Annotated in this window: 25 protein-coding genes; 6 read left to right on the top strand and 19 right to left on the bottom strand. The window is 65.1% G+C overall.

Features of this window, described 5'->3' with window-relative positions:
* Nucleotides 1–8: 8 nt before the first annotated feature.
* The 6 genes from CO669_RS17435 to CO669_RS17410 form a co-directional block, all read right to left on the bottom strand.
* On the bottom strand, nt 9–692 hold the full coding sequence (locus CO669_RS17435) for a 4-carboxy-4-hydroxy-2-oxoadipate aldolase/oxaloacetate decarboxylase (RefSeq protein WP_097661056.1): 684 nt from the start codon (nt 690–692) through the stop codon (nt 9–11).
* A complete protein-coding gene (locus CO669_RS17430) occupies nt 689–1,402 on the bottom strand; it encodes a PIG-L deacetylase family protein (protein ID WP_097661055.1) in 714 nt (237 codons plus the stop codon). The genes CO669_RS17435 and CO669_RS17430 overlap by 4 nt, the downstream gene beginning before the upstream one ends.
* A gap of 70 nt (nt 1,403–1,472) precedes the next feature.
* Nucleotides 1,473–2,774, bottom strand: coding sequence for a C4-dicarboxylate transporter DctA (gene dctA / locus CO669_RS17425; protein ID WP_097661054.1), 1,302 nt, complete (start codon nt 2,772–2,774; stop codon nt 1,473–1,475).
* Complete coding sequence (locus tag CO669_RS17420; protein WP_097661053.1) at nt 2,771–3,655, bottom strand: amidohydrolase family protein; 885 nt, start codon at nt 3,653–3,655, stop codon at nt 2,771–2,773. Before CO669_RS17420 ends, dctA begins: the two co-directional genes overlap by 4 nt.
* Nucleotides 3,655–4,608 carry an amidohydrolase family protein gene (locus CO669_RS17415; RefSeq protein ID WP_097661051.1) on the bottom strand — a complete coding sequence of 318 codons (954 nt, stop codon included), beginning with the start codon at nt 4,606–4,608 and terminating at the stop codon, nt 3,655–3,657. Before CO669_RS17415 ends, CO669_RS17420 begins: the two co-directional genes overlap by 1 nt.
* Nucleotides 4,609–4,682: 74 nt before the next feature.
* On the bottom strand, nt 4,683–5,393 hold the full coding sequence (locus CO669_RS17410; protein WP_097661049.1) for a TetR/AcrR family transcriptional regulator: 711 nt from the start codon (nt 5,391–5,393) through the stop codon (nt 4,683–4,685).
* A 117-nt stretch (nt 5,394–5,510) separates the two neighbouring features.
* On the opposite strand from CO669_RS17410, the gene CO669_RS17405 reads away from it, so the two are divergent.
* The 3 genes from CO669_RS17405 (at nt 5,511) to CO669_RS17395 (ending at nt 8,423) form a co-directional block, all read left to right on the top strand.
* Nucleotides 5,511–6,488 carry a tripartite tricarboxylate transporter substrate binding protein gene (locus CO669_RS17405; protein WP_097661047.1) on the top strand — a complete coding sequence of 326 codons (978 nt, stop codon included), beginning with the start codon at nt 5,511–5,513 and terminating at the stop codon, nt 6,486–6,488.
* 10 nt (nt 6,489–6,498) lie between these two features.
* Nucleotides 6,499–7,299: an ABC transporter substrate-binding protein gene (locus CO669_RS17400; RefSeq protein ID WP_097661045.1), complete on the top strand. Its 801-nt coding sequence runs from the start codon at nt 6,499–6,501 to the stop codon at nt 7,297–7,299.
* Between the two features lie 200 nt (nt 7,300–7,499).
* Nucleotides 7,500–8,423, top strand: coding sequence for a PepSY domain-containing protein (locus CO669_RS17395; protein ID WP_097661043.1), 924 nt, complete (start codon nt 7,500–7,502; stop codon nt 8,421–8,423).
* 12 nt (nt 8,424–8,435) lie between these two features.
* On the opposite strand, the gene CO669_RS17390 is transcribed toward CO669_RS17395, so the two are convergent.
* The gene (locus CO669_RS17390) at nt 8,436–9,578 is read right to left on the bottom strand and encodes a mechanosensitive ion channel family protein (RefSeq protein ID WP_097661041.1); all 1,143 of its coding nucleotides are present in this window, start codon (nt 9,576–9,578) and stop codon (nt 8,436–8,438) included.
* Between the two features lie 128 nt (nt 9,579–9,706).
* Here CO669_RS17390 and CO669_RS17385 point away from each other — a divergent pair, with 128 nt between their 5' ends.
* The gene (locus CO669_RS17385) at nt 9,707–10,957 is read left to right on the top strand and encodes a DUF763 domain-containing protein (protein WP_097661039.1); all 1,251 of its coding nucleotides are present in this window, start codon (nt 9,707–9,709) and stop codon (nt 10,955–10,957) included.
* Nucleotides 10,958–10,991: 34 nt separating this feature from the next.
* On the opposite strand, the gene CO669_RS17380 is transcribed toward CO669_RS17385, so the two are convergent.
* The 4 genes from CO669_RS17380 to CO669_RS17365 form a co-directional block, all read right to left on the bottom strand.
* Complete coding sequence (locus CO669_RS17380; RefSeq protein WP_097661037.1) at nt 10,992–11,234, bottom strand: hypothetical protein; 243 nt, start codon at nt 11,232–11,234, stop codon at nt 10,992–10,994.
* A gap of 227 nt (nt 11,235–11,461) precedes the next feature.
* Nucleotides 11,462–12,733: a cytochrome P450 gene (locus CO669_RS17375; RefSeq protein WP_097661035.1), complete on the bottom strand. Its 1,272-nt coding sequence runs from the start codon at nt 12,731–12,733 to the stop codon at nt 11,462–11,464.
* Between the two features lie 104 nt (nt 12,734–12,837).
* Nucleotides 12,838–13,161, bottom strand: coding sequence for a hypothetical protein (locus tag CO669_RS17370; protein ID WP_097661033.1), 324 nt, complete (start codon nt 13,159–13,161; stop codon nt 12,838–12,840).
* A gap of 95 nt (nt 13,162–13,256) precedes the next feature.
* Nucleotides 13,257–14,030 (bottom strand): ferredoxin--NADP reductase, encoded by a 774-nt coding sequence (locus CO669_RS17365; protein ID WP_097661031.1) that lies wholly within the window; start codon nt 14,028–14,030, stop codon nt 13,257–13,259.
* Nucleotides 14,031–14,187: 157 nt separating this feature from the next.
* Between CO669_RS17365 and CO669_RS17360 the strand changes: the two genes are divergently transcribed.
* On the top strand, nt 14,188–15,384 hold the full coding sequence (locus tag CO669_RS17360; protein ID WP_097661029.1) for an amidohydrolase family protein: 1,197 nt from the start codon (nt 14,188–14,190) through the stop codon (nt 15,382–15,384).
* Nucleotides 15,385–15,509: 125 nt separating this feature from the next.
* A complete protein-coding gene (locus CO669_RS17355) occupies nt 15,510–16,199 on the top strand; it encodes a hypothetical protein (RefSeq protein WP_097661027.1) in 690 nt (229 codons plus the stop codon).
* A 227-nt stretch (nt 16,200–16,426) separates the two neighbouring features.
* On the opposite strand, the gene CO669_RS17350 is transcribed toward CO669_RS17355, so the two are convergent.
* The 8 genes from CO669_RS17350 to CO669_RS17315 form a co-directional block, all read right to left on the bottom strand.
* Entirely contained in the window at nt 16,427–16,882 is a 456-nt protein-coding gene (locus CO669_RS17350; RefSeq protein ID WP_097661025.1) for a MarR family winged helix-turn-helix transcriptional regulator, read from the bottom strand.
* Nucleotides 16,883–16,907: 25 nt separating this feature from the next.
* On the bottom strand, nt 16,908–17,612 hold the full coding sequence (locus CO669_RS17345; RefSeq protein WP_097661023.1) for an ABC transporter ATP-binding protein: 705 nt from the start codon (nt 17,610–17,612) through the stop codon (nt 16,908–16,910).
* Entirely contained in the window at nt 17,609–18,400 is a 792-nt protein-coding gene (locus tag CO669_RS17340; protein WP_097661021.1) for an ABC transporter ATP-binding protein, read from the bottom strand. The genes CO669_RS17345 and CO669_RS17340 overlap by 4 nt, the downstream gene beginning before the upstream one ends.
* A complete protein-coding gene (locus CO669_RS17335; protein WP_097661020.1) occupies nt 18,397–20,286 on the bottom strand; it encodes an ABC transporter permease in 1,890 nt (629 codons plus the stop codon). Before CO669_RS17335 ends, CO669_RS17340 begins: the two co-directional genes overlap by 4 nt.
* A gap of 171 nt (nt 20,287–20,457) precedes the next feature.
* On the bottom strand, nt 20,458–21,660 hold the full coding sequence (locus CO669_RS17330; protein WP_097661019.1) for an ABC transporter substrate-binding protein: 1,203 nt from the start codon (nt 21,658–21,660) through the stop codon (nt 20,458–20,460).
* Nucleotides 21,661–21,737: 77 nt separating this feature from the next.
* Nucleotides 21,738–22,322, bottom strand: coding sequence for an amino acid synthesis family protein (locus CO669_RS17325; RefSeq protein ID WP_097661018.1), 585 nt, complete (start codon nt 22,320–22,322; stop codon nt 21,738–21,740).
* A 15-nt stretch (nt 22,323–22,337) separates the two neighbouring features.
* Entirely contained in the window at nt 22,338–23,231 is an 894-nt protein-coding gene (locus tag CO669_RS17320; RefSeq protein ID WP_097661017.1) for a UPF0280 family protein, read from the bottom strand.
* On the bottom strand, nt 23,228–24,685 hold the full coding sequence (locus CO669_RS17315; RefSeq protein ID WP_097661016.1) for a 6-hydroxynicotinate reductase: 1,458 nt from the start codon (nt 24,683–24,685) through the stop codon (nt 23,228–23,230). The genes CO669_RS17320 and CO669_RS17315 overlap by 4 nt, the downstream gene beginning before the upstream one ends.
* Between the last annotated feature and the right edge of the window lie 213 nt (nt 24,686–24,898).

The raw sequence follows: 24,898 nt of genomic DNA, 5'->3' as shown, positions 1-24,898 counted from the left end.
GCTTGTCTTCAGACGTCCTCGGGGTTGTCGACGTAAACGAGCCCGGCCTTCGCCAGGGCCTCGCGCATGCTGTACATGTCGAGCCCCAGTTCGCCCGAGGCGAGCCGCTTGCGCTTGCCGCCCTCGTCCGCGTTGCGCCTCTTGGCCTTCTCGGCGACCTCAGCAGCGTAACGCTTCGGCACCACGACGACGCCATCGTCATCGGCCACGACGATATCGCCGGGATCGACATTGACGCCGGCGCAGACCACGGGGATGTTGACCGAGCCGAGCGTCGCCTTCACCGTACCCTTGGCCGAGACCGCGCGCGACCATACCGGAAACTTCATTTCGTGCAGCGCCTTGACGTCGCGGCAGCCCGCGTCGATGATCAGCCCCTGCACGCCGCGCGCCCGCAGCGAGGTCGCGAGCAGCTCGCCGAACATGCCGTCCGTATTGTCGGTGGTGCAACCGACGACGAGAATGTCGCCCTTCTTGCACTGCTCGACCGCGACATGAATCATCCAATTGTCGCCGGGCTGTGCCAGCACGGTGACGGCAGGCCCGGCAATCGACGCGCCCGCCCAGACGGGTCGCAGATAAGGCTTCATCAGGCCAAGCCGGCCATAGGCTTCGTGCACGGTCGAGACGCCGTACTCCGCCATGCCGGCGGGATCGGCACGCTTGATGTTGCGAACGACGACCGGCTTCATGCCAGCTCCTCCGCAACCGTCGGGAACAGGCGCTGATAGGCCTCACCATAGGTCATGGGCACGCCGGTGTTGCGGCTGCCTTGGATGCCGCGGTTGAGCGCGACGCGCTCGTAATAGCCCCAGAGGTGTTTTTGCGCGGCCAGGATCTGGAAGGCCTCGTACTTCTCCTTCCAGACCTCGTCGATCTTGAGGATCGTGTCCGGCTTGTAATTGCACTGCTCGGGCTGGTGCGGCTCGAACAGGAACACCGGCGGCGCCGAATATTTGTATTGCGCGCCGGGCTTGTGGCCCATCGCCTGCGCGACGACCCGCGTCTCCTGCGCGAAATGCGCCGCGTTCGGATGGTCGAAATTGTAGGGGTCTTCCAGCGCATGCGTCAGCACGAAGCTCGGATTGAGCTCGCGGTAGATGTCGACCATGCGGTCGAAATGCGCTTCCGTCAGCTTGAGCGGATAATCGCCGCAGTCGAAGAATTCGATCTCGGCACCGAGCAGCTTGGCGGCGCGCTCTGCCTCGTCCTTGCGGCCGGCCTTGACCGATTCCAGCGTCGCGCCCTTCTCCTTCCAGGCGAACTGGCTCTCACCGCGCTCGCCGAAGGATAGGCAGACGATCTTCATGCGGTAGCCCTTCTTCGCATGCAGCGCGATGGCGCCGCCGGCACGCCAGACGAAATCGCCGGGATGGGCGGTGACGACGAGACCTGTCTTCATGGGATGAACTCCCCTCTCTCATTCGTAAGCATCATAAGCCGCCCTTCTCAATACCGGCAGCCGATTCATTTCAAGCGGCTGCGACCACCGGTTCGTCGCCGTCGAGCACGCGCTTCAGACGCTCGCCGTCGAGCGCGCCTTCCCATTTCGCAATGGCGATGGTCGCAACCGCGTTCCCGATCAGGTTGGTCGGCGTCAGCCCCTGCGACATCAGGCGATGGATGCCGAGCACCAGCGCGACGCTGGTCACCGGAATGGTGCCGGTGGCCGACAGCGTCGCCGCCAGCACGACGAAGGCCGCGCCTGCGATTCCGGCCGCGCCCTTGGAGGTCACGAGCAGGATCAGCAAGAGCTCAATCTGCTCGGCGAGCCCGAACGGCGTGTTGGTCGCCTGCGCCAGGAACACCGAGGCAGCCGCAAGATAGAGACAGGTGCCATCGAGATTGAAGGAATAGCCGGTCGGGATCACGAGCCCGACCACGCTCTTCTCGCAGCCGGCTCTCTCCAGCTTGGTCAGCATGCGCGGCAGCACCGTCTCCGACGAGGTCGTGGCGATGCAGATCAGCAGCTCTTCCCAGATGTAGCGGATCAGCTTGAACAGCGAGAAGCCGCACAGCCGGGCCACCGGTCCGAGCGCGACGACGATGAAGACCACGCAGGTGAGGTAAAAGCCGCCGAGCAACTTGCCAAGCGAGGCCAGCGATCCCACGCCGAATTTGCCGACCGTAAAGGCGATGGCGCCGAACGCCCCGATCGGCGCCGCCCACATCACGAAGCCGACCACCGCGAACACCATCTTGGCGGCGATGTCGATCAGGTGGACCAGCGGCGCGCCGCGCTCGCCGAGCTGCACCAGCGCGAAGCCGCACAGCACGGAGATGAACAGCACCTGGAGGATGTTGCCTTCGGCGAAGGCACCGACGAACGTCGCCGGCACGATGTTCATCAGGAACGGCACGAAGCCGATGACGCTCGTCTGCTTGACGTAAGGCTCGACCGCACTGGCGTTGATGCTGGCAGGATCGATGTTCATGCCGACGCCGGGCTTCATCAGGTTGACCGCGACGAGACCGATGATCAGCGCGATCGTGGTCATGATCTCGAAATAGACGATTGCCTTCAACGCCACCCGCCCGACACGCGCCATGTCGGCCATGTGAGCGATGCCGTGCACGACGGTGCAGAAGATGATCGGCGCGATCAGCATCCGGATCGCCTTGATGAAGGCGTCCCCGAGCGGCTGCATCTTGGCGCCCGCCTCCGGGCTTACGATCCCAAGCGCGATGCCCGCGGCCATGGCGATGAGCACCTGGATCCAGAGCTCCTTCCACCAGGCCCGGCCGCGCGGCTTGTCGATCGCGAGCGCCGTCATGGAGCGAACTCGAACAGACGCGCGGGATTGTCGACCAGGATCTTCTGCTGGAACTCCGGCTCCGGCGCGAACAGCGGGATCAAATCGACGAGGTCGCCGTCATTCGGCATCACCTTGACGTTGGGATGCGGCCAGTCGGTGCCCCAGATCACACGGTCCGGCGCGGTCTCGACGATCTTTCGTGCGAACGGCACCGCATCCGTGAACGGCGGACCGGCCGAGGACACGCGCTCGGAGCCGCAGATCTTGACCCAGCATTTCTCGTCGCGCTGCATCAGCTCGATCAGGATCCTGAACGGAAGCTGATCGAGCCCTTCGGACGCCTTCACCCGGCCCATATGGTCGATGGTGTAGCTCAGCGGCAGCCTGGTCAGCATGTCGGCATATTCAGGCAGGTCGATCGCGTCGAAATGCAGATCGATGTGCCAGCCGAGCGGCGTGACCATCGCGACGATACGGTCGAACACGCGCTTGTCGGGCACCCCGCCGAGATGGCGGACGAAATTGAAACGGCAGCCGCGAAAGCCGCCCTCGTGCAACACACGCAAGCCACGCTCGGTGATGCCGTCGTCGATATTGGCGACCGCGCGGTAGGCGCCGCCACTTTGCGCAATCGCATCGAACGCCACCGTATTGTCGGTGCCGTGCACGCTGGCATTGACGATCACCGCGCGCTCGACGCCGAGCTTGGCATGCAGCGCCCTGAAATCCTCCAGCGGCGCGTCAGGCGGGGTATAGGAGCGATCCGGCGCGTAAGGATATTTCGAGCCGGGCCCGAAGATGTGACAATGCGCGTCGCAGGACAGCTTCGGCAGCTTGAACTTCGGCGTGCGCGTGTTCGGATCGGGCGGCGGAATGGTCGGCGTGTACATCGTCTTCATCAGGTGAACTTGAACAGGCGCGCGGGATTGTCGACCAGCAGCTTCTGCTGGACCTTGGCATCGGGTGCGAAGAGCGGGATCAGGTCGACGATCTCGCCGTCATTCGGCATGACCTTGACGTTGGGATGCGGCCAATCGGTGCCCCAGAGCACGCGATTGGGCGCATTGTCGATCAGCGCCTTCGCGAACGGCACGGCGTCTTGGAACGGTTTGCCGGTGCTGGACGCGCGCTCCAGGCCCGTGATCTTGACCCAGCACTTCTCGTCTTTCTTCTGAAGGTCGAGCAGCGAGGTGAAGCCTGGGTCGTCCAGCCCCTTGCCGGTCTGCACCGTCCCCATGTGGTCGATCACATAAGGCGTCGGCAGCGCAGTGAGGATTGGCGCGAATTCGGCGATCGTGCCCGGCTCGAAATAGACGTCGATGTGCCAGCCGAGTTCGGCAACGCGATGCACGATGCGCTGGAACTTGTTCATGTCGCCGACGCCGCCGAGGCGCTTGAGGAAGGCGAAGCGGCAGCCGCAGATGCCGGCCTTGTCGAGCGCCCCCAGTTCCTTCTCGGTCATCTCGTCGTTGACGTTGGCGATGCCCTTGTATGCGCCCTCGCTTCCAGCGATGGCATCGGTGACGACGCGATTGTCGGTGCCGTGCACGGTCGCGTTCACAATCACGCAGCGCTCGACGCCGATCTTCTCATGAACGCTCCGGAACATCTCCAGCGGTGCATCGGCCGTGTTGTAGGGCCGCTTCTCGGAGAAGGGATAGCGCGACGCCGGCCCGAAGATGTGGGTATGGCTGTCGCAGGATTTCGGCGGCAGCTTGAACGACGGCGTTTTGGGATTGGGGTCCGGCGGCGTAATCGTCGGCATCGCCTTCGGCTCTTCCGCGCGCACCTCGCCCGCGAGGACCGTGCCGGCCAGCCCGGTCAAGAGATGCAAGCACTCCCGCCTGTTCATGTTTCCAACACCCTGTCACATCGTCCGCCTGCAAGCGGAAGCGCGGTTGCGCGCCTCCCCTCGGGCGGCTCTTTTCAAGTCTTGTTGCTGACGGCCTGCCGCCGACGTGTGGGCGCGGCCTGGTCGAGCGCCGGCGCCTGAAATGCGGCAACGGTGGCCTGCACCAATTGCTCGATCGCATTGGCGGGATCGCTGCCGTCGGCCTCGCCGCGCGACAGGCGCGAGACCCGGTCCGGCGTCACCAGCGAATAATACAGCGCCCCGAGCAGGAAGTGGCTGCGCCAGACGATGTCGGTGCGCGGAATATGCGGCAGGCTCTCGTGGATCGCATCGATGAAGGCGTGACTGGTGTCGTCGAAGGTCTGCGCGATGATCTTTCGCGCGACCTCATTGCCTTCGGCCGACATCACGGCGCGCAGCCGCGTGAAGCGCGCCCCGCCGCCGGCAAGATCGCTGCCCGAGGTGAAGGCCGGCACCACATAGGCGCGCACGATCGCCTCCAGCCGGTCCTGCAGATCGCGCACGCGCTTTGCCGCCGCGAGCAGCTCCGACCGGCGCAGGTTCATCGGCCCGCAATGGCGCCGGTAGATCTCCAGCAGCAGGCCGTCCTTGGTCTTGAAATGATAGGTGACGCTGCCCGGATTGGCTCCGGCGGCCTGCGCGATGTCGCGCACCGAGACGGCGTTGAAGCCGTTGGTGGCGAACAGCTCCTCGGCCGCGGCGAGGATCGCCTCGCGCATGTTCGGCTTGCGGGCCGATTCCTTGCTGGTGGGCTTGCGTACCATGTGATTTGTACTATCGTACAAAAGATCAGGTCTCGTCAACAAAAACCATGGGCGGCGTCCGGGCAGGTCGGAAGACCGACGGCAAGCAACGCAAACGCCCGCAAGGAGTGCTGGGAAATGCTGGGTTTGAACAAGATGATCGGCGGTGTGATGCTGGGTGCCGGTCTGCTGCTGGGGAACACTGCGCAGGCCGCTGACAACTATCCCAGCAAACCGGTCCACATTCTGGTGCCCTACGCCGCCGGCGGCGCGGTCGACGTGCTCGCGCGCACGCTGGCCCAGGCACTCGCAAAGACCTGGGGCCAGCAGCCGGTGGTCGACAACCGTCCCGGGGCCGGCGGCATCGTCGCCTCGCAGGCGCTGACCCAGGCCGCGCCCGACGGCTACACGCTGATCCTGGTCGCGAGCGGCCATCCGCTCAATCAGTTCATCTATCCGAGCGTGCCCTACGACACGTTCAAGGATTTTACCGCGATCACGGAAGTCGCCTCGTCCCCGCTCGCGATCGTGGTCGCCAAGGACAGCCCGTACAAGACCCTCGGCGATCTCCTTGCCGCCGCGAAGAAGGAGCCGGACAAGCTCTCCTATGGCATGTCCGGCAACGGCACCTCGGCGCATCTCGCCGGCGAGCTCCTGAAATACATGTCCGGCACCAAGATCGTCTCGATCCCCTACAAGGGCGGTGCACCGGCGCTGACCGCGGTGATCGCCGGCGAGATTCCCCTCAGCATCAACCCGCTGGCCGAGGCGATCGGCCAGCTCGAAGGCGGCCCGGTGCGTGCACTCGCGGTCACCTCGGCCGAGCGCTCCAAGGCATTGCCTGATGTCCCGACCGTCGCGGAGTCAGGCGTCCCCGGCTACGATGTCTCGGTCTGGTGGGGCGTCCTCGGCCCGGCCAAGATGCCGCCGGAGATCGTGGCCAGGCTCGAGACCGACCTCAAGGCCGCGCTGCAGGACCCGAATGTGGTGTCGACGCTCGGCAAGATCGGCGCCGCCCCGGTGGGATCCTCGTCCAAGGATTTCGACGCCTACATGCACGCCGAGGCGACCAAATGGGAGCCGGTGCTGAAGGCGGCCAATATCCGCGCGCAGTGAGGCTCGACCCATGAGGACCTCTCTTCGCCACATTGCGCGCACAGCCCTGCTTGCGCTTGCCGTCATCGGCTTATCCGGTGCACCCGTACGCGCCGACGGCGAAGCAAAGCTGCTGGCGCCGAGCGGCACCTTGCGCGTCGGCATCTATCCCGGCAGCCCGACTTCGATGGTGAGCGATGCGGCCGGCAAGCCGCACGGGCTCACCTATGATCTTGGCGGCGAGCTGGCAAAACGGCTCGGCGTCGGCATCGACTATGTCAGGTTTCAGCGCGTCGCCGACATCGTCGCCGCCATCCATGACGGCAACGTCGACCTCACCGTCACCAACGCTACGCCCGCGCGCGCGAACGACGTCAGCTTCAGCCAGCCGGTGCTCTCGATCGAGCTCGGCTTTCTCGTCCCGGCGATGTCGCCGATCGACAAGGTCGAGGATATCGACAAGCCCGGCGTGAAGATCGGCGTCACCAAGGGCTCGACCTCCGAGCGCACTTTGCCGACGAAGTTCAAGAACGCGACCGTCGTTCCCGCCGAAAGCGTCAAGTCCGCCATCGGCATGTTCGGCCGCGGCGAGATCGATCTCTATGCGACCAACAAGCCGACGCTGTTCGAGATGTCCGACCAGATGCCGGGTGCCCGCATCCTCGACGGCAATTGGGGGCTGGAGCACATGGCGATTGCGATCCCGAAGGGACGCGAAGACGCGCTGCCCCTGCTCAATCATTTCGTGGCGGACGAGCAATCATCCGGCGCGCTCGACACGATCCAGCAGCAGGCGGGCCTGCGCGGCGCGATCAAGGCCAAGCGCGAATAGCTCACCGATCCGCTGGCGCACGCGTGCGGGCGCGCGGAGCACGCCGACATGGTGCGCGCGCGAATCCAACACCGTGGGCCCATCTCGCAGCGAACTTTAATTCTTGTTGCTGCAAGTCAACGCAACAACATGGACAAAGCGTCATTTGTGTTTTGCACGGCTCTGCGCGAGCAAGGTCGAAAGAACACGCGAGACGACACATGAGCAAACCCGCATTGTTGAGACTTCACCGCTGGATCACTCTGGTCTTCGCTCTTCCGCTGTTCGCGATCATCGCCACCGGCCTGATCCTGTCCGTCGAGCCGCTCGTGCAAACGAGTGGCATTGGCGGTGCCGCGATCGATGCCGGCCGTGTCGTCGAGCTGGTGAAGCGATACGATCCCGACGGCAAGGCGCGCGGGCTCTCCATCAACGCGGCCGGCCGGAAGATCACGCTGCAGGGCACGAACGTCCCGGCGATCGATCTTGCAACCGGCGAAGCCGCGCCGGTGAGCTCGCCCCTGTCGAATGTCTTCCTCTGGGCGCGTTTCACGCACGAGCGTCTCATGGGACAGGCCTGGCTGGTGACGGCGTCCACGCTGGCGATGGTGATCGTCCTGTTGCTCGGCATCGTCATGGGGCTGCCGCGGCTGCGCAACACGCTCTCGGGATGGCACAAGGGGACCGCCTGGTTCACGCTGCCGCTGATCCTGCTCAGTCCGTTGACCGGCCTGTGCATGGCGTTCGGCCTGACCTTTCAGACGGCCGCTCCTCCAGCCGCGGGTGGCCGCCCTCTCGCTTTGCCGGACGCGATCCGCATGGTCGCGGCCTCGCATGAGCTGTCGCACGTCATCTCGATCGGCACCCGCGGCGGCCGCATGATGGCAAGGCTTTATGACGGCGGAGAGCTGCGCGCCTATGCCGTCACCCCGTCGGAGGTCACACCGCTGCCGCGCAACTGGCCGCGCCTGATCCACGAAGGAAACTGGTCGGCCCTGATCGCATCGCCGCTCAATGTCGTGACTTCGATCGCGTTGCTGACGCTGCTGTCGACCGGGCTCCTGATCTGGGCGAGGCGAACGCTGCGCAAGCCGCGGCCCCGCGCGGGACGACCGGCCGATACGGCCATTGCCGGCGTCCGCTGATCGCACCGAGCATCAGTTGCGGGCATTTGCCCGCATCTTCTCGGGTGGCGCAGGCCGTCGCAGGAATTCGGTATCCGCGTCGGCCGACGGAATCAGGATCGCGCGCTCGCGCGGCAGCGCCTCCGGCATCTCGTCGCGAATGAAGGCGACGAGCTTCTCCCTCATCTCGCAGCGCAGGTCCCAGGATTGCGGCGCGTTTCGCGCGCTGACCAGCGCGCGCAGCTCGATGGTGCGCGAGTCCGCGTCGATCACCTGGAGATTGACCACTGCCCCGTCCCAGAGCTTGGACTGCTTCACGGCGTCCTCCAGCCAGCGCCGGATGCGGGGAACGTCGGCGCGATAATCGACGTGGAGCGCGATCACGCCGATCAGCGAAGCGGTGTCGCGCGTCCAGTTCTGAAACGGCTTTTCGATGAAATAGGACAGCGGCACCACCATGCGTCGCCAGTCCCAGAGCCGGATCACGACATAGGTCGAGGCGATGTCCTCGACCCAGCCCCACTCGTTCTCGATGATCACGGCGTCCTCGATGCGGATCGGCTGGGTGATCGCGATCTGCAGACCGGCAATCAGATTGCTCAGCAGCGGCCGAGCGGCAAGACCGACGATGATACCGGCCGCGCCGGCGGAGGCGAACAGGCTGACGCCGTATTGCCTCACCGAATCGAACGTCATCAGCGCGGTCGACACCGTGATGATGACGATGATGGTGTCGGTGACGCGCTTGAACACGCGGACTTGGGTGACGTGCTTGCGCGCGACGAAGTTCTCGGTGACGTCGCGAAAATTCTGCAGATAGCGCGCCGCGCTCATGTCGACGATCCGGATCGAGATCCACCCGATCAGGGCGATGAAGGCCACGACGAACAGGCGCATCAGCGGCGTACGGATCGTGTCGTCGAGCGGCGCGAGCGGCAACACCAGCGCAACGGCCGCCAGGCAAAGAGCCAGTCGCGCGGGCCCTGCCGTCCGGTCGATGAAGACGCCCAGCAGCGGAAGCCGGGCTCCGAAGGCGCGAGTGAGCAGCCACATCGCAAGCCGATAGGCGAACAGTGCAAGCAGGATGGCGCCGACAACGAGGCTCAGACCGACAAACCACGACGGTATCCACCCGAGCATCCCATCGATCTCGGCCATGAGGGCCTGCCAGTTCATTGCTGTCCCCGTGCTTGCATTCACATAGCCGGCTCAACGCCTCCCAACAGGCTTGGCTCCCCCGCCCAGTGCAACGCAGCATTCCGCTGGTGCAACCGTCGCCGAACTGCGCTAAGGTCCGGATCTCCATGACTCGACGTAGCGGCAGCGCCGATCTTCCCTTGCATACAGGCCGGGTTCCGCCCTGGCTGGCGAGCCGCATGGCCTCGCTCGGCTCGATCGTCACGCAGGCGATCGTGCATCATTACGGCCGCGATGCGTTTCTGCAGCGGCTGTCCCATCCATTCTGGTTCCAGTCGTTCGGCGCCGTGATGGGGATGGACTGGCACTCCTCGGGGATCACGACTTCGGTGATCGGCGCGTTGAAGCGCGGGCTCGGGCCGCTCCAGGACGAGCTCGGCATTTACGTCTGCGGCGGCCGCGGCCAGCACTCGCGCAAGACGCCGGACGAGCTGATGCAGCTCGGCGAGCGCGTCGGGTTCGACGGCGCGAAGCTCACCCGCGCCAGCCGACTGGTGGCGAAGGTCGACAGCGCGGCCGTGCAGGACGGCTTCGATCTATATCTCCACGGCTTCTTCGTCTCCGCCGACGGCAAATGGACGGTGGTGCAGCAGGGCATGAATGGCGACAAGCGCCAGGCCCGCCGCTATCACTGGCATTCCGAGGCACTGAAGAGTTTCGTCGATACGCCGCACAGTGCGATTGATGGCCCCCAGCAAGGCGAGATCGTCAATCTCACCGACCATCGCGCCGAGATTTCGCGCACCGCGCAGCTCGATCTGCTGGGGGAATTCGGCCCCGATCGCATCGTCGGCGAATTCGAACGGCTGATCGGGACCGCAGCGGAGCCGGCGCAGGCCATGCTGCCGCATTTGATCATGCCCGCGCATCACGATGTCAGGCCGAAGGACGTGTTCGCCCGCCGCCTGCACGGCACTCTTGCGGCCGCAGCCGAGCGCGGCCCGGTCGATTTCCCGGAGCTGTTGCTGACGCCGGGCGTCGGCGCCCGCACCGTGCGCTCGCTGGCAATGGTCGCAGAGGTCGTGCATGGCGCGCCCTACCGCTTTGCGGACCCTGCGCGCTTCTCACTCGCCCATGGCGGCAAGGATCGGCATCCCTACCCGGTCCCGATCAAGGTCTATGACGAGACCATCCGCGTGCTGAAGGGCGCGATCCGGAACGCCAAGCTCGGGCGCGAGGAAGAGCTGCAGGCGATGAAGCGGCTCGACGATCAGGCGCGGCGGCTGGAGCGGACCGCGCGCGGGCCTTCCGTGGAGGCCTACATCGCCGGCGAGCGCGCGGCCTCGCCCGATCTCGACGGCCGCTCCGTATTCGGCTGGGAGCGCGATCTGGCGACCACAAAAAAGCGGACCGGCTGAACACCGGTCCGCGAGTTGAGCGGGAGGAACGCGCTCACGCCTCGTCGGCCTCTGGCGCCTCGTCGAGCCGGTTCGCCGAATGATCCTGATATTGCTCGGTCTGGATCGCCTTGCCGTCCATGCCGCGAATGTCCGAATGCTGTGCCTTGTCGCGGTTGGACAGGACCATGTTGTCACCGATCATGTCCTTGGGGATGTCGGTCATGCCGCCGGTGCCGTCGCCCTTGCCATGCATGCCCGATCTGAAATGCGTCTTATTGCCGTGCCCAGATGGCATCTGTTCTCTCCTCTTGCCGCAATCGTCTTCAATGCTTCTGTTGCCTGGCCTGCATCGCATGCGTGGCTTGCATCGGATCTCCAATCCCCGCTTGCTGGCCCTGCGGCGTCGATGTTGACGGTCCTGGAACTCATTGCCACGACCGATGTGCCAGGGACAACAGGACGAACAGCGCACCGTTCCCGATTGATCCGGCGCGACGAAGATTTGAGAACGGACGCTTGTCTTCAGCTCGCCGCTGTCAGGGAACGATCGACGCTCGCCTCACTGCGCGCAGTTGCCTTGGTTCCGCGGCCCTCGGCCGTGACGGGGAGCGCGGCGATCGCGCGCAGGCCCGGCCGCTTGCGCCAGTGGACCTCGGCGGGATCGACGGCCAGTCCGAGTTTCGGCCATCGCACGAACAGCGCTTCCAGCGCGCAGGCAGCTTCGATGCGGGCGAGCTGATGGCCGAGGCAGAAATGGATTCCTGTTCCGAACGACATGTGACGGTTCGGCTTGCGTTCGAGATCGAGCCTGTCAGGGCGCTCGTGCATTGCCGGATCCATGTTCGCCGCAGCGAGCATCACCATGACGCGATCACCCTTCTTCAGGCGCACGCCCTCGACCTCGATATCCCGCCGCAGATAGCGCGGCTTGGAGAACTGCACCGGCGCGACGAAGCGCAGGAACTCCTCCACGGCAAGTCCGACACGGCTCCAGTCTTGTTCCAGCCAATCGCGCAAGTCCGGATTTCTGAGCAGCTCATAGGCGGAACCGCTGATGAGATGCGTGGTCGTCTCGGAGCCGGCCGCAAGCAGCAGGAACACCATCGAGACCATTTCATCCGGCGTGATCTGGCCGCCCTCGCGCTCGACCTGGATCAGTTCGGCAATCAGGCCCTCGCCGCCCTGCTCGCGCGCCATCTGCAATTGTCGTTCGAGATAGGCACGCATCTTTCGGAACGCCCACAACAGGCGGAAGAAGCTGACGACATTGGTCAGCGAGGACATCTCGTTGGCCCAGGCAATGAACCGCGGACGATCCGCCGGTGGCAGGCCCAGCAGCTCGGTGATCACCGCGAGCGGAAGGATGCGTGCGTAGCGCTGGACGAGATCAGCCGGGTTTCCCTTCGTGAACAGCTCGTCAGCCAGATCGTCGGCAATCGCGCGGATGCGCGGCTCCATCGCGACGATCGCGCGGCGGCGAAAGGCCTCGTCCACGATGCCGCGCAGCCTGGCATGGTCAGGCTCGTCCATCGTCAGCATGTTGTTGGCGATGGTCCTGACGTATCTCGGCATCCACCAGCGCAAACCGGCGACGTCGCCATCCTCCTTGCGCAACGTGAAGGTCGCGCCGTCCTTCAGGACTTGCGCGGTGGCGTCATGGGTCGTGGTGATCCAGACGTCGCCGACGAGAGGGAAGCGCGTCGCGACCACGGGGCCGGACATGCGCAAGCTCGCAATCGCCTTGGGCGGATCGCGGAAGAAGGCCTCGCTGGTGAAATCGAGGCGCACGACCATGTCATCACCGGATCGATTGCTGAGGTTTCCCCCAGATGGTGCGCGGCTCGGCCGTAGCAAGGGGGTCTGCGTACGTCCCTCCGGCGCAGCAGCCAAGAGACCGGCTACCCCCGTCCCGGCGGACGCTGGCCCGTCTTGCGCTGCTGTTGCGTGTAGGCGTCCCAGTGGCTCCAGCTGCCGTTGCTGAGGCTCTGCAGGTCGGTTGCGAGCGGACGGCGCGTACGCTTGTCATGATCGGCGATCACGCGCTCCGACAGCGCGATCTTCCGCTTGAGTTCCGAGATGGTCTTCTGGGTCTGGCCGTTCCGCTTCGAGGATGCGATTTCGCCCATCGTGAAGCGTGCGGTCTCCACCGCCTTCAACTCGGCACGGTTTTTCTTCAACTGAACCCGGTGCCAGGCGATGTTGCTGTCGCTGTCCGCAACCATGTGGGAACTCCGCTGATTCGCTCCCACAGTGTATCAAGCGCCGAATCGGCGCCGCAACGCCCGCCGGACGGCGAAAATACGGTCTTTCTGCGAGCCTAGCGCTCGGCGAAGGCCTTTTCGACCACGAATTGGGCCGGCTCGCCGTGATTGCCTTCGACGAAGCCGCGCTCGCCCAGCAGCACGCGGGTATCTGCCACCAGCGCCGGGCTGCCGCAGATCATGACGCGGTCGTGGGCGGCTTCCAGCACCGGCAGGCCGATGTCGCTGAACAGCTTGCCCGACGTGATGAGGTCGGTGATGCGGCCGCGGTTGCGGAAGGGATCGCGGGTCACGGTCGGGTAGTAGATCAGCTGATTCTGAATGTACTCGCCGATCAGTTCATCCTTCGGCAGCGTCTCGTTGATCATCTCGCCATAGGCGAGCTCCTTGACGTGCCGGCAACCGTGCAGCAGCACGACCTTCTCGAACCGCTCGTAGGTCTCGGGGTCCTTGATCACGCTCAGGAATGGCGCAAGGCCGGTCCCGGTGCCGATGAGGTAGAGGTTGCGCCCCTCCTCCAGGTTGTCGATTACCAGCGTGCCGGTGGCCTTGCGGCTGACGATGATCTCGTCGCCTTCCTTCAAGTGCTGAAGCCGCGAGGTCAGCGGGCCGTCCGGCACCTTGATCGAGAAGAACTCCAGCGTGTCCTCGTAATTGGCGCTGGCAACGCTGTAGGCCCGCAGCAGCGGCTTCTCGCCGACCTTGAGCCCGATCATGGTGAATTCGCCGTTGCGGAAGCGGAAGGTCGGGCTGCGGGTGGTCTTGAAGGAGAACAGCGTGTCGGTCCAGTGGTGGACGCTCAAAACGCTTTCCTGATTGAAATTGCTCATCTCACCCTTCCGTGTCGCTCGCTTGCGGTTCCGAGGCGGTCAGCTATGCGTCGTTTGTACACGATCATTCGTACACTAATGAATAATCCTGCTTGATCCCGGGGTCAAGGCTGCCCAAGATCGACAGCGTTGCAGTTGGGAATAAGGAGCCCTTTCCATGGCGCATGACGCACCCCAGGCCACCGGACCCTCGAAGCTCGTGATCCGGAATATCGGCCTGATCCTGTCCGGCGCGCTGGAAAAGCCCATCCTGGACGGCGACACCATCGTGGCCGAGAACGGCAAGATCACCGCGATCGGCCGCTACAAGGACCTCGACACCGAAGGCGCGACCACCATCGTCGATGCCAACGGCACCACGGTGACCCCCGGCCTGATCGACAGCCACGTCCACCCCGTCGCGGGCGACTGGACGCCCCGCCAGAACCAGATCAACTGGATCGACAGCTCGCTCCATGGCGGCATCACGACCATGATCTCGGCGGGCGAGGTCCACATGCCCGGCCGACCCCGCGACGTCGTCGGTCTCAAGGCGATGGCGATCTTCGCCCAGCGCGCGTTCTGGACCTTGCGCCCGGGCGGCGTGAAGGTTCACGCCGGCGCGCCGGTGATCGAATGCGAGATGGTCGAGGAAGACTTCAAGGAGATGGCCGCTGCCGGCGTCAAGCTGCTCGGCGAAGTCGGCCTCGGCGGCGTCAAGGACGGCCCGACCGCGCGCAAGATGGTCGGCTGGGCGCGCAAATACGGCATCCAGAGCACCATCCACACCGGCGGCCCCTCGATCCCCGGCTCCGGCCTGATCGACAAGGACGTGGTGCTGGAAGCCGACACCGACGTCGTCGGCCACATCAATGGCGGCCACACCGCCCTGCCCGACGACCAGATTCGCTGCATCTGCGAGGGCTGCAAGCGCGGGCTCGAGATCGTTCATAACGGCAACGAGCGGTCGGCACTCTACACGCTGCGCATCGCACGCGAGATGAACGAGCTGCATCGCGTGATCCTCGGCACCGACGGGCCGGCCGGCTCCGGCGTGCAGCCGCTCGGCATCTTGCGCATGGTCTCGATGCTGTCCTCGATCGGCGAATTGCCGGCCGAGATCGCGTTCTGCCTCGCCACCGGCAACACCGCACGGATGCGGCAGCTCGATTGCGGCCTGATCGAGGTCGGCCGCGCCGCCGATTTCGTCATCATGGACAAGGCCCAGCACTCGCCCGGCAAGACCATCCTGGAGAGCGTCCAGCTCGGCGACCTCCCTGGCATCGGGATGACCATCATCGACGGCATCGTGCGCACCCAGCGCAGCCGCAATACGCCGCCTGCGGGCAAGGTGCCGGAAATCGTGGCGAAGTGACGCAGCTGGAGCGGCTCTCCGCTCCGCATCGTCCCTCGAAGGCGTTGAACACAAGAGCCGCCTGCTGCGTCTAACGCAGGCAGCCCTCGGCGGCGGCAATTCATTGCTGGACCATCGAGGAAGACATGAAGACCTCATCACGGATAGCCATCGGCGTTGCTGCCGCAGTGGCGGGCTATGTCGCGAGCTTCGTGCTGCTTTCCCTGGTCGATTTCGGCAACCGGGCGGATCCGATCACGGCGGGTCTGATGGGATTGCTCGTCTACTCCCCCATCGGCGCGATCGGCGGGGCGGTGCTTGCCAACTGGCTGATGGCGCGCTCCGGCAAAGAGGCCGGCAATGGCAGCGTCGCGCGCAACAGCCTGAAGTCGCTCGGAATCGTCGTCCTGCTCTGCGTCGCCGGGATCGGCATCTACATTGCCTACGCCTATGCGACTGCGACGCCCTGGCTCAATCGGAATGGCGCCAATCCCCTGCTCGTGTTCGAGGTCCGATTTCCGGCCGGCGTGAAGGTGCCGGCGTCGGCGCAAGGCATCGCCATCGAATTGCAGACCGACCTCAACACCATGCCGGGCGAGGTGACCGCCGCCGCGTTCCATCGCGACGGCGACCAGGCCGTGATCGCCGGCGAAGTCGAGCTGGCGTTTCGAACCTCGCACCGGCAGCTCGCCGTCGACATCCAGGGCCAACCAAGCCGGATCTATCCGATCGACTTGACGGCCCGGGCGCCGCATACGCCGGAATTCGGAACGTGGCGGCGGATCGACGACGGCAGCGAAATCCGCTACCGCGCCAAATGGCCGGGCCAATCGTGAGCCTTGAAACTAGCGATTTTCCGATCTCACAACGCATAAAGGTCCAGCGCACGGCCAGCCGACGAGATCGTCTTCCTCGAGGTCAGTCGCCGGTCGGCACACCATGTTCAACTGTTGTAGGGTGGGCAAAGGCGCGAAGCGCCGTGCCCACGATCTCTTTCTGACTGAAAAAGAAGGTGGGCACGCTCCGCTTTGCCCACCTTACGGCACCGCCTTCGAAGGCACCGTCACCGCAGCTTGTTCAGCAGCGCCATCAGCAGCTCGCGCTCTTTCGCGTCGAGAGGGGCCAGCGTCTCGCGCGTGATGGCGAGTGCATTCGGGGCGAGCTTTTCCGCGAGCTGTTGACCGGCCCGCGTGAGGCTCACCAGAAGCCGCCGTCCGTCCTCGGGATCCTGGCTGGTCTCGGTGAGGCCGCGCGCAGTCAGGCGGTCGATCACGCCCTTGATGGTTGCGACGTCCATTGCCGTGAGACGGCCAAGCTGGTTTTGCGAACATGCACCTGTCTCGGCGAGCTTCGACAGCGCAGCCCATTGCGTCGGCGTCAGATTGGTGCCGATGTCGCGGGAGAAGATCGAGCTGTGGCGCTGCCAGACCTGACGCAGGATGAAGCCGACCTGCTCGTCGAGCACGTAAGGCGGCTTCGCCGGTTTGATGCTCTTCTTCGCCGTGACGCTTCTCGCCATCCGCTCGCAGCCCTTCCCTTTGTCCTCACAACGACAGATGCGCGTCGCGGATGTCCGGACGCGCGTCGAGCTCGGCCATGGTGCCGCCGAAGCAGATGCGGCCACGCTCGATGATGTAGGCGCGATCGGAGATCAGCCGCGCAAAATGCAGGTTCTGCTCGGAGACGACGATGCTGACGCCCTCCTTCTTCATGGTCAGGATGGCATCGACCATCTGCTCCACGATCTTCGGCGATAGACCTTCCGACGGCTCGTCGAGCAGCACCAGCGACGGATTGCCCATCAGCGTGCGCGCGATGGTGAGCATCTGCTGCTCGCCGCCGCTCATGCGACCGCCGGGACGATTCTTCATCTCGCCGAGATTGGGAAACAGCGCAAACAGCTTCTCACGGGTCCAGTATGGCGCGTTCGGCCGTTTCGGCTGCTTGCCGACTTCGAGATTTTCCTCGACGGTCAGGTCGGTGAAGATGCGCCGCTCCTCCGGCACATAGCCGAGTCCCTCGCGCACGATCTCGTGCGTCGGCTTGGCCGAGACGTCCTTGCCCTCGAACATGATGCGGCCGGTTCGCTGGGCGACGAGCCCGACGATCGAGCGGAAGGTGGTGGACTTGCCGGCGCCGTTACGGCCGAGCAGCGCCACCACCTCGCCCTGGCCGACCTCAAATCCGATATCGAACAGGATGTGGGCCGGGCCGTAATGGCTGTTGAGCCCCTCGACCGTCAGTTTCATGCCGAGGCTCCCTCGCGATGGCGGGCATCATAGACGAGGCCCTCGCCGAGATAGACCGCCTGAACCTGCGGATTGCCGCGCACCTCGGCCGGCGAGCCCTCGGCGATCAGCGTGCCGCGATTGAGCACGAGGATGCGGTCGGCATGCTCGAACACCACGTCCATGTCGTGCTCGGTGAAGAGCACGCCGATCGACTTCTCCCGCGCGATCTGCGCCGTGAGCCGCATCAGGTCGACGCGCTCGCGCGGCGCCATGCCGGCGGTCGGCTCGTCCATCAGCAGCAGCTTTGGCCGGTTGGCGAGCGCGACTGCAAGCTCGAGCCGCTTGAGGTCGCCATAGGCAAGCTCGCCGCAGGGACGATCCGCGTAGCCGCCCATGCCGACCAGCTCCAGCAGACGGCCGGCCTCGCCGCGGTCGAACTTCGGCGCCGAGCCGAACGGGTTGAACAGCTGCTTGCCATGCGAGATCAGCGCAACCTGCACGTTCTCGCGCACGGTCATGGTGGCGAAGGTCGCAGTGATCTGAAAGGTGCGCCCGACGCCGAGCCGCCAGACCTCGCGCGGCTTCCTGCCGGTGATCTCTTCGCCGAGCAGGCGAACGTGGCCGGTATCGGGCTTGTTCTGGCCGTTGAGCATGTCGAAGCAGGTGCTCTTGCCCGCGCCGTTCGGACCGATCAGTGCGAGGATCTCACCGGCGCGCAGTGAGAACGACACGCCGCGCACGGCGTGGATGCCGCCATAGGATTTGGTCAGACCTTCGACCGCAAGAAGTGGGGGTGCAACGCTCATTCGGCGGACTCGATCGGCTTGGCAAGCAACGGGGATCCCGGCGGCGACGACTTCCTGCGGCGCTGCGCCAGCATCTCCAGCATTCCGACGATGCCCTTGGGGAAGACGACGACGATCAGCACGATGAAGCCGCCGAGCACGAGCTTCGACAGATCGGTCTGGCTGACCAGCCAGATGTTCAGCGCCTTGTAGACGATGGCGCCGATCACCGCGCCCGACACCGTCTCGACGCCGCCGAGCAGCACCATGACCAGCGCATCGACGGAGAGCGAGATGCCGAGATTGTCGGGGAAGACGCTGCCCTTCAGATACGCGAACAGGGCGCCGCCAATGCCGGCGGTCGTACCTGCGATCACGAAGGCCGTCCACTGGATGCGTTTGGCGTTGATGCCGATCGCTTCCGAGCGCAGCAGCGAGTCACGCGTGGAGCGAAGCGCGTAGCCGAAAGGCGAGAACACCATGGCCCGCAGCGCGATGGTCACCAGCGCTGCGACGCCGAGCGCCAGCCAATAGAAGTGCGACGGGCTCGCCGCCCAGCTCGAAGGCCAGACGCCCAATATGCCGTTGTCACCGCCGGTGACGCTCACCCATTGGAACGCAATCGACCAGACGATCTGCGCGAAGGCCAGCGTCAGCATCGCGAAATAGACACCGGAGAGCTGCACGGCGAAGAAGCCGAACACGGCCGCGCCCATGCAGCCGAGCAGCGGCCCGAGCAGCAGGCAGACGATCATCGGCAGCCCCGCCATCTTGGCAAGGAAGGCGACGCCGTAGGCGCCGAGGCCGAAATAGGCGGCATGGCCAAAGGACGCGAGCCCGCCGACCGACATCAGGAAGTGCAGGCTGACGGCGAAGATCACGAAGATCGCGATCTCCGAGCCGACCGTCAGCGCGTAGTTGCCGGCGAACAACGGCAGCATCGCCGCGACGACGAGCGCCGCCAGCGAAGCCAGCCGCTCGTTCGATGTCAACGGACGCCAGGGATTGACCGTGAGGCCCGGCGTCTTGCGCGCGGCCGCCTCCGGCTTGCCGAACAGTCCCCAGGGCCGCACGATCAGCACCACCGCCATCACCAGGAAGACCAGGATGATGGAGATCTTCGGGAAGATCAGGATGCCGAAGGCGTTGAGCTCGGACACCAGCACCGCCGCGACGAAGGCGCCGACGATGCTGCCGAGGCCGCCGATCACGACGACGACGAAGACCTCGACGATGATGCGCAGGTCCATGGCGTGATGGACGGCATCGCGCGGAATCTGCAGCGCGCCGCCGAGAGCGGCGAGGAAGACGCCGACCGCGAACACCGAAGTGAACAGCCATTTCTGATTGACGCCGAGCGCAGCCACCATGTCGCGGTCCTGCGTTGCGGCCCGCACCAGGACGCCCCAGCGCGTACGCTGAAACAGCAGCCAGAGAACGCCGAGCACGACGGGCCCCAGCACGATCAGGAACAGATCATAGCTCGGGATGTTCTGGCCGAAGAAATCCACCGCGCCCTTGAAGCCCGGCGCACGGCGGCCGACGAGATCGTCCGGTCCCCAGATCAGCACCACGAGATCCTCGACCATCAGGGTCAGGCCGAAGGTCGCGAGCAGCTGGAACAGCTCGGGTGCGTGATAGATCCGGCGCAGAAGCACCATCTCGACCAGCACGCCGATCAGCGCCACCGCGAGCGCAGCCAGCACGATGCTGCCCCAGAAGCCGAAGGCTCCCGACAGCCGCTCGGTCAAGGTGAAGGCGATGTAGGCGCCGATCATGTAGAAGGCGCCGTGCGCGAAATTCACGATCCGCGTCACGCCGAAGATGATCGACAGGCCCGAGGCCACCAGGAACAGCGACGCCGCGCTGGCGAGACCGGTCAGAAACTGTACGACGTAAAAGGCCATCGGCGGTCCGGGTTGGTTGAAATCCTAGGGTGGGTTAGCCCAGCGACTGCGCGGAGCTCAGTTCGCCCGGCGTAACCCACCAATTCTCGTGTGGCGCCGCGGGTGGTGGGTTACGCCCCGCAGATGCGCGTTGCGCATCCGCAGGGCTAACCCACCCTACGGCAGCGGAGATCAATCCTTCGGCCGCAGCTTCTCGACTTCGGCGTCGCCAGGAAGGTAGTCCGAGCCCTTCTTGTAGGACGAATCCACCATCACGCCCTTGCCGTCCTTCAGCGCGGTCTTGCCGACATAAGCGCCAAGCGTCGATTGGTGGTCGATCTTGCGGAAGGTGATCTCACCGAATGGAGACGGCACGGAAAGGCCTTCCGCCGCAGCGATCAGCTTCTCCGGATCGCTCGAGCCGGCTTTGGCAAGGATCGCCGCCGCCGACTTGATGGTCTGGTAGCCGACGATGGAGCCGAGGCGCGGATAGTCGTTGTACTTGGCCTGGTAGGCCTTCAGGAACGCGTCATGCTCGGGGGTCTTGATCGAGTACCAGGGATAACCGGTGACGATCCAACCCTCCGGCGTCTCGTCCTTGAGCGGGTCGAGATATTCCGGCTCGCCGGTCAGGAACGAGACGACCTCGCGTCCCTTGAACAGGCCGCGGGTGTTGCCCTCGCGCACGAGCTTGACGAGATCGGCGCCGAAGGTGACGTTGAGGATCGCCTCGGGGTTGGCGGCGGCAACCGCCTGCACCACCGGGCCCGCATCGATCTTGCCCTGCGGCGGCCACTGCTCGTCGACCCACTGGATATCGGGGCGCTTCTCGGACATCAGCTTCTTGAACACCGCGACCGCCGACTGGCCGTATTCATAGTTCGGCGCGATCGTCGCCCAGCGCTTGGCGGGCAACTTGGCGGCAGCCTCGACCAGCATCGCGGCCTGCATGTAGTTCGAGGGGCGCAGGCGGAAGGTGTACTTGTTGCCCTTCGACCAGGTGATGGCGTCCGTCAGCGGCTCGGCCGCGAGGAAGAACACTTTCTTCTGGTTGGCGAAGTCGCTGACGGCAAGACCGATGTTGGACAGGAACGTGCCCGCGAGCATCGCCACGCCCTCGCTCGAGACGAGCTCGTTGGCCGCGGTCTGCGCATCGGCCGGCTTGCCGCCGTCGTCCTTGGAGATGACGACGAGCTTCTTGCCGTTGATGCCGCCGGCCGCATTGACTTCCTCGACCGCGAGCTGCCAACCCTTGCGATAGGGCTCGGTGAAGGCCGGCAGCAGCGAGTAGCTGTTGATCTCGCCGATCTTGATGTCCTGCGCCAGGGCCGACTGAGCCATGCCGCCCGCCAGAAGCGCGAAGGCCGCGCCCACAAAATAGTTTCTCGCTCGCATCCCAACCTCCAGTTTTGAACTCTACGTCTTCAGCGTGTCTTGTCGGGGAAGCCGTGTCCGCCTCCCCGGTTCAAACCCTATCTCAGACCGTCTTCGCCCTTGATCTCCGCAACCGTCAGCCCGCCGACGCGCGGCAGCGGCCGGCCACTGTCGGTGACGGCGACCGCGACCATGATCTCGTTGGCGCGCGGCGCGTCGTTGATCTGCACCTCCATTCCGTCGAAATGGCTGCGCACGAAGGCGGCGTCCTTGTGCCCCAGCGGAATGTCGAGCGTCGTGCCCGGCCCGCTGCGCTTCTTCGACGACGGGATCAGCGCCGCGCCCTTGCTCAGGACCTTGCGTACCGGCGCGCCCATTTTCGGATGGAGAATCGCGGCGGCATGTTCCAGCTCGCCGTTCTCGCCGACGGCTGCGGCCTTGCCATAGCTCTGCGCCTTGGCGCCATCGATGCCGAGCGCGGCCACCGCACGCTTCGACAGGAGCTCGCCGAGCTCCTCGCCGATCGTGATCAGCGGCGACAGGTCCTCGACGTATTTTCCGGCAAAGGGATTTTCGATGACGGCGATCGCCGCGGCGCGACGGGTCGGCGGCGAGACCTGCCGGCCCATCTCCATCTGGGTCTCTTCGACGACGGTGACGATCTTGCGGATGATCGCGCTCATGTTTCGCTTCCCTGTTCAGGCAACCGCGCTCTCCAGCACAACCGGGCGCGCGCGTTGCTCTTCTATATCCTTTGCTCCGATGACAAGCATATCACCACAAAGCCGCACCACGGCACCCTCGATCAATCCGCGATCGAACAATCGACGTGCACATTCCGCGCCAGATTCGAGGGCGGCCCCGATCTCATTCCGTGACAATTCACCGACATGCCGGGTGACAAGACGCGCGCCGAGATCGCTGTCGGGCTGAAGCTCGCAAGCCGGCCGTCTGATGATGGCGGGATGCCCGGGCAGATCGACGGCGTTGGCGATGACGGTCGCAGCCGCATCGGCCTGCGACGCCGTCGTGGCCAGCACCGTCACGGCATCGGCGATACCGAGCGAAAAGCTGCGGCCGTGACGCCCGCTGGTCGCGACGCCCCGTACCGGGTCATCCGCATCGATCCTCATGGCGCGCATCACGCCATCACGATCGGGACGATCCATCAGGCCAATCGAAAAATGCTCGCCTGTACCCAGATGGAGGGCGATGTCGCCGCCGTTGTTGACATAGGCTTGATCGAGGCCCGCGGCGCCCAGCATGGCACCGAGAATCTCCTCCGCCACGCTGCCGGCGACCGCGGCCATCGGCGTGATGAAGCCATCCGCGGCAAAAGGCGCGACCGCGGCGTGCATCCGGCGCGCCACAACGCCCGTCAGCGAGGTCCGCTCCTGAGCGGCGGCGCGCAGCTCCGGCAGTTCCGCGCAGAGTTCGTCGAGCAGCCCCGTGAACCGCTGCGCCGCAGCTTCGTAAGCCGCATGCACCGAGCCCCCGGGGCCCCTCGCCTCGAGGATCAGATCGATCGGTCCATCCTGCAAATGCAGCCGCCGGCCATCAGACAGCAATGCGATTTGCGGGAGCCTCGTCATGCCCGAGGTCCCGGGATCGGATTCTGCCAGGGCAACTGCCTGATATCCTCACCGCTCTGCACTTCGGAGAGCGGCTTGACGTAATCCATATGCCCGCCCAGCGCGGCATAGTCGGACAGCTTCATCGTGAACTCGATCGGCGCGACTAGCGCCGGTGTCGGCACATAACCGAACGCCCCCGCCGGCATCTGCGTGACGTCGACCATGTAGGTGATGCCGCCGCCGGGCCAGACATAGACTGGCGCGCCGCCGCTGGTGACGCGCGTCAGCGCGTCCTTCACCGAGCGCGTCAGCCGCACCGGATTGTCGGTGACGCCCGCGCGCAAGGAACCGCCGGCACCCGCCATGAACAGCACCGTGCACAGCGCCGGCTCGCAATTTTCCTGGATGCGCTCGACCGAGAATTTCAGGTCGGCCGGCATCTCGGTCTCGACCGGCTTCAGGGCCTCATCGAGCACGTAGTAGGATGAATGCTCACCGGTGGTGGAGACCATCAGCATGGTCAGCCCGGCCCTGGCTTCCTTCTTGTCGAAGGGGCCGAGAATCGCCAGCGGATCGGAGATGTCGGTGCCGCCCCAGCCCGTGCCGGGATCGGCGACCTGGAAATAGCGGCCGGGCGTCGAGCGGCGCCCCTTCATCTTGATGCCGGTGTCGGCGATGTCGAGCAGCTTGCCGGCCTGATGCTCCGAAAGCACGCCGGTGATGTGGTCGTCGACGACGACGACTTCATCCACCTTGCCATGCCACTGCTTGGCGAACATGCCGATCGTCGCCGAGCCGCAGCCGACGCGCATGCGCTCTTCCCTGACGCCGTTGACGATCGGAGGCTGACCGGCCTGCACCACGACGCTCGCGCCGCCATCGATGGTGAGCTCCACCGCCTTGCAATTGGCGAGGTCCATCAGCGTGTCGCAGGTGACGCGGCCCTCCTTCTTGGAGCCGCCGGTCAGGTGATGCACGCCGCCGAGCGACAGCATCTGCGAGCCGTACTCGCTGGTCGTGACGTGACCGACGGCTTCGCCCTGCGCACGGACGGTCGCCGTCTCAGGGCCGAGATAGCGGTCGGTGTCGATCTTCACCTTGATGCCGCAGTAAGAGAAGATTCCCTCGGTGACCACGGTCACCATGTCGACGCCGTCGACCTCCGCAGAGACGATGAACGGCGCCGGCTTGTAATCGGGATAGGTGGTGCCTGCACCGATCGCGGTCACGAAAGTCGAGGGCTCGTGGACGATCTTGCCGTCCCAGTCTTCGGTCCGGCTGAACGGAACGAGCTTGCCGCCATGGGAGACCGTGCGCTCCAGGATCACGTGCGGATCGACGCGGACGAGCTTGCCGTCGTGATTGGCGTAGCGATCGCAGGCCCCCGCCGCGCCCGGCTTGATGTAGCACATCACCGGACAAGCATCGCAGCGGATCTTGTCGATGACGGCGTTCGTGGTTTCAGTCGTCATGTCGGAGCCAGCGGACTTGCGTTATCATTCGTATACGAACGATGTTGCGCGCTGTGCCCCGGGACTGTCAAGCGGCGGTGCAGTGCAAAAGATACAGCTGCCGCATAAAACCTCATTTGCCTATCCGCGCTGTCCACAAACAAGGCAGTCGCGCTGCAGTGCGGCATGCGCGGCTTGCACGTTTGTGTACAAACGGTATCGTCGCGATGGCGA

Origin of the sequence: Bradyrhizobium sp. Y36 (genome assembly GCF_002531575.1) — a bacterium.
Taxonomy (GTDB): Bacteria; Pseudomonadota; Alphaproteobacteria; order Rhizobiales; family Xanthobacteraceae; genus Bradyrhizobium.
This window is presented reverse-complemented; position numbering and strand designations above follow the sequence as displayed.